Origin of the sequence: Nonomuraea lactucae (assembly GCF_003313395.1) — a bacterium.
GTDB classification, from domain to species: Bacteria; Actinomycetota; Actinomycetes; order Streptosporangiales; family Streptosporangiaceae; genus Nonomuraea; species Nonomuraea lactucae.
The window spans coordinates 1-4454 of record NZ_QNFZ01000762.1 but is presented as its reverse complement, the minus strand read 5'-3'; the positions used below and the strand labels follow the sequence as shown (position 1 = coordinate 4454).

4 protein-coding genes are annotated in these 4454 nt (G+C 71.5%); 1 reads left to right on the top strand and 3 read right to left on the bottom strand.

Annotated elements, in window-relative coordinates; all coding sequences use genetic code 11:
• Nucleotides 1-235: 235 nt before the first annotated feature.
• Complete coding sequence (locus tag DQW85_RS26965) at nt 236-2080, bottom strand: S8 family serine peptidase (protein ID WP_113702723.1); 1845 nt, start codon at nt 2078-2080, stop codon at nt 236-238.
• A 123-nt stretch (nt 2081-2203) separates the two neighbouring features.
• Here DQW85_RS26965 and DQW85_RS26955 point away from each other — a divergent pair, with 123 nt between their 5' ends.
• Nucleotides 2204-3004, top strand: a complete 801-nt coding sequence (locus DQW85_RS26955) for a TrmB family transcriptional regulator (protein ID WP_205315438.1) — start codon at nt 2204-2206, stop codon at nt 3002-3004.
• Nucleotides 3005-3233: 229 nt separating this feature from the next.
• Here the strand turns inward: DQW85_RS26955 and DQW85_RS26950 are convergent, their stop codons facing one another.
• A complete protein-coding gene (locus DQW85_RS26950) occupies nt 3234-4196 on the bottom strand; it encodes a UDP-glucuronic acid decarboxylase family protein (RefSeq protein ID WP_113702722.1) in 963 nt (320 codons plus the stop codon).
• Nucleotides 4193-4454: glycosyltransferase family 9 protein (locus DQW85_RS26945; protein WP_162795410.1), on the bottom strand; the 262-nt coding region annotated here is incomplete at its 5' end. The genes DQW85_RS26950 and DQW85_RS26945, both read right to left, overlap by 4 nt.

The window sequence follows — 4454 nt, the reverse complement described above, 5'->3', positions numbered from 1 at the left end:
CGGCTCCGGCGCTCGTGCGCGACCTGGCCGACGCCCTGCTGGGCGTGGCCCTCTGAGGGAGTTCGCCACTCCTACCTGATCGGCTCGCGGCGAAGGGATCCTCGGCCACCGGCGAAGGAAATGGTAAAGTTTATTTCCTAATTCACTTCGCCTGGAGGATCCGGTGGAGGACGGCCCGCGCACCGCGGGCCTCCGGCGGGCTCGTGCCCGGCCGGAGACCCGCGGCCGTGACGCGTCAGGAGGCTGCGCAGCTGGGGAAGAAGCCGCTCGTGCAGGTCACCTTGCCGCTCGCGGCGGCGGCCTTTCCCTTGTCGTCGGTGACCGTGAGGGTGACGGGATAGGTGGCGGTCCTGTTCGGGTAGGTGTGGCTGACCTGGGCGCCGGTGGCGCCGCCGCCGTCGCCGAACGTCCACGCGTACTGGACGATCGTGCCGTCCGGGTCAGTGGAGGCCGAGCCGTCGAAGTGGCAGTTGCCGAGCACGCAGAACACGCTGAACGAGGCGTTCGGCGGCAGGTTGACCGACGGGTCGGTGAGCGTGACCGACGAACTGGTCGACGCGGTCTTGCCGGAGTCGTCGGTGACGGTCAGCTTGACGGTGTAGGTGCCGTACGCGCCGTAGGTGTGGGACGGCTTGACGTCCGAACCGGTGCCGCCGTCGCCGAAGTCCCAGCTGTAGCCGGTGATCCTGCCGTCCGGGTCGGTGGAGGCGCTCGCGTCGAAGCCGCAGACCCTGGTCGGGCTGTCGCAGGAGGAGGAGAACCTGGCGACGGGGCTGCCGCCGCCCCCACCACCCGGTGGGAACACCGAGGTGTCGGACAGGTCGAGCAACGGCTCCATGACGCCGTCGCCGGAGTCGTCGGTCCAGTCCGTGTTGCCGGCGTTCACGATGGTGTCGCGGATCGCCATGACCCCGGCCTTGTCGGTGGGCTTGTTGCTGCCGCCGGCCAGCCAGGCGGCCGCCCCGGCCACGTGCGGCGCGGCCTGGGAGGTGCCGCTGTAGTTGGAGTAGCCGCCGTTTCGGTGGGCGGACTGGATGCAGTCTCCCGGCGCCGCGATGTCGATGACGCGGCCGAAGTTGCTCCACGCGGCGAGCGTGTCGTCCTTGTTGGTGATCTGGCTGTTGCACCACGAGGGCGAGCCCTGGCCGCCGGGCTTGCCGTCGTAGTCGCCGAGCGCGGACACGGTGATGACGTCGGGATACTTGGCGGGCACGTTGGCGCCGGCGTCGCCGGTGTCGTTCCCGGCGGACACCACGACGACCACGCCCTTGGCGATGGCGTTGTTGATCGCGGTCTCCAGCGCGGGCTGGGAACAGTTGCGGCAGCCGAGGCTCATGTTGATGACCTCGACCTCACCGGCGTGCGCGGCCACCCAGTCGACGCCCGCGATGATGCCGGAGAAGTTGCCGCTGCCCGAGCTGTTGAGCACCTTGATCGACCAGAGCCGGGCGCCCGGCGCGATGCCGACGTAGCCGATGCCGTTGTCCAGGCCGGCGACGATGCCGGCCACGTTGCTGCCGTGCCCGTGGTCGTCGTCGCCGGCGTTGTCCGTGCACGTGGTGGTGTTGAGGCACAGGACGCGCCGGGCCACGTTGAGGTCGGGGTGGTCGAAGTCGATGCCGGTGTCCAGCACGGCGACGTCGGCGTCGACCCGCTCGTCACGGCCGTCGCCCACCTTGAGCCCGGGATTGGCGTCGGTGTAGGTGCGCCGCACGCCGGTCGGCAAGATCTGGGCGGTCGCGTGCCCGGTCGCGTGGGCGACGTTGTCCACCTCGACGGAGAGGACACGAGGGTCGCGGCGCAGGGCGTCGACCGCCGCGCCGGACAGGGTGGCGGAGAACCCTTTGAGCGCCGTCCGGTAGGTGAAGCCGAGCCGCGCGCCGAAGTCGCTCGCGTACCGCCGGGCGACGCCGTACGGGTCGGTGACGGAGTTCTTCAGCACGACGATGTAGTCGCCGTCCGCGTAGTCGCCGTCCGCTTGCTCGCGGCCGGTCTGCCCGGCCGCCTGGGCGGCCGCTCCGGACGGCGCGACCAGGGAAGCGGCGATGAGTAAGAGGGCACTGATCAGGGCCCTGCGCATGGGGGACTCCTTCCGGGGGGTGAATGAGTCAGGCGTTGGAAGGCTGGTTGGAAGGCTGGTTGGAAGGCTGGTTGGAAGGCTGATCGACAACGCGAACTTACTGACAGAAAGGAGGCCGGTCTCGTGGGTGTTTCCGCCACGGTCGGGATGCCGACACTGGGTGGTCTCGGCGTTCCACCGCAGCAGGAGCAGCTGTACACGTGGCTGCTCGGCCACCCCTACGCCACGATGCGCGACGTCGCGGTGGCCATGGGGTGGCGGCCCGCGCGGGTCCGCCGGTGCGTCCGCTCGCTGGAGTCGCTGGGGCTGCTGACCACCGCCGAGACCCGCCCGATGCGGCTGGTCCCGGCGGCGCCGGACGTCGCGATCGAGTTGCTCGCGCTCGAACGGCTGCGCGCGATCGACCACGCGCGGCTCGGCGCCGCCCGTCTCGCCGAGGAGTACCGGGCCGCGCTGGGCGTGGACGAGCGGCTGCCCATCCGGGTGATCCGCGACAGGGAGGCGATCGCGCACCAGTTCTTCCAGACGCAGCGCACCACCAGGCACGAGGTGCTGATCCTGGACCGGCCGCCCTACGTGGTCGATCCCGTCGACCGCCAGAGCGAGGTTCAGTACGATCTGCTCGACCGGGGCGTCGCCTACCGGACGATCTACGACCAGGCGGCCCGGAGCTCGCCGCGGCAGCTCGCCCTCGTCCGGGACCTGGCCCGGCGGGGAGAGCGGAGCCGGGTGCCCAAGGCGTGCCGCTCAAGCTGTTCATCAGCGACGGCAGGACCGGACTGGTCTCGCTGGAGCTGGCCGTGGAGGACGAGATCGCCGTGCTGCGCCCCTCGGCGCTGCTTGACGGCCTGGTCACGCTGTTCGAGACGCTGTGGGATCGGGCCATCCCGCTCTGGCCGCCCGGCGCGGGCGCCTCGGGCGTGATCCTCAGCCCCGGAGACGAGCAACTGCTGGCTCTGGCCGCGGCCGGTCTGACCGACTAGGCGATCGCCAGGCGGATCGGCGTGGGCCAGCGAACCGTCGAACGCCGGATGCGCAAGGCGATGACCGCGCTGGGCGCCCGCACCCGCTTCCAGGCGGGGATGCAGGCCGCGCGCCTGCGGATCCTGGGGGAGTAGTGGGCGGGCCGGGCCACGTCAAGGCGGCCGTCCGGTCAAGCCCCCAGGTGCTGCAGCCGGTCGTGGCGTGACAGCTCGGCCGCGAACCAGGCGATCGTCCGGCGCAGCCCGTCGGCCGCCGGCACCGTGGCCCGCCAGCCGAGCCGCTCGGCGGCCAGCGTCGTGTCGGGCCTGCGCACCATCGGGTCGTCGGCCGGGCGGTCGACGAACTCGATGCGCGACGCCGACCCCGTCAGCTCCTTGATCAGCGTGGCCAGCTCCAGCATGGTCAGCTCGTCCGGGTTGCCGATGTTGACGGGCCCCGCGAAGTCGCTCCGGGCCATGGCGAGGATGCCCGACACCGTGTCGTCGACGTAGCAGATGGAGCGCGTCTGCGTGCCGTCGCCGGTGACGGTGATCGGCTCGCCCTGCAGCGCCTGCCTGATGAAGGTCGGGATCGCCCGGCCGTCGAAGGGACGCATGCGCGGCCCGTACGTGTTGAAGATCCGCACGATGCCCGTGTCGGTGCCGCGGGACTGCCGGTAGGCGGTGGTCAGCGACTCGGCGAAGCGCTTAGCCTCGTCGTAGACGCTGCGCGGGCCGACCGGGTTGACGTTGCCCCAGTACGTCTCCCGCTGCGGGTGCTCCCGCGGATCGCCGTACACCTCGCTGGTCGAGGCCAGCACGAACCTGGCCCCCTTCTCCCTGGCCAGGCCGAGCGCGTGCAGCGTGCCGGTGCTGCCGACCCGCAGCGTCTCGATCGGGTAGCGCAGGTAGTCGGCGGGGGAGGCGGCCGAGGCGAAGTGGAGCACGAGGTCCAGCCGGTCCGGCACGTGCACGTACCCGGTCAGGTCGCACTCGATGATCCGGAACGCCGGCCGGTCGATCAGGTGCTCGACGTTGCGCGGCCCGCCGGTGAGGAAGTTGTCCATGCAGACGACCTCCGCGTCCTGGTCCAGCAGGCGTTCACACAGGTGGGAGCCGAGGAAGCCGGCCCCTCCGGTAACCAGCGCCTTCATGAGGTGACCTCCAATGCGGCGTCCACGACTTCGGACACCCCGATCTCGAGCAGGCCGGGGTCCACCCGGTCGCCGTGCGGGTCGCCGTTCAGCCCGGCCCAGAGCGCCACGTGCCGCCCGCCGGGCGGCGGCCCCCACAGCGCGGGCGAGACCGGCCCGAACAGCACCACCGACGGCGCGCGGAACGCGCTCGCCAGGTGAGCTACCCCCGTGTCGCCGGACACCACCAGCCGGGCGTGGCGGACCAGCCCGACCAGG

Bases quoted from the DNA above. Each gene is read 5' to 3' on its own strand.
- DQW85_RS26965 (WP_113702723.1), bottom strand. From the start codon at position 2,080: ATGCGCAGGGCCCTGATCAGTGCCCTCTTACTCATCGCCGCTTCCCTG.
- DQW85_RS26950 (WP_113702722.1), bottom strand. From the start codon at position 4,196: ATGAAGGCGCTGGTTACCGGAGGGGCCGGCTTCCTCGGCTCCCACCTG.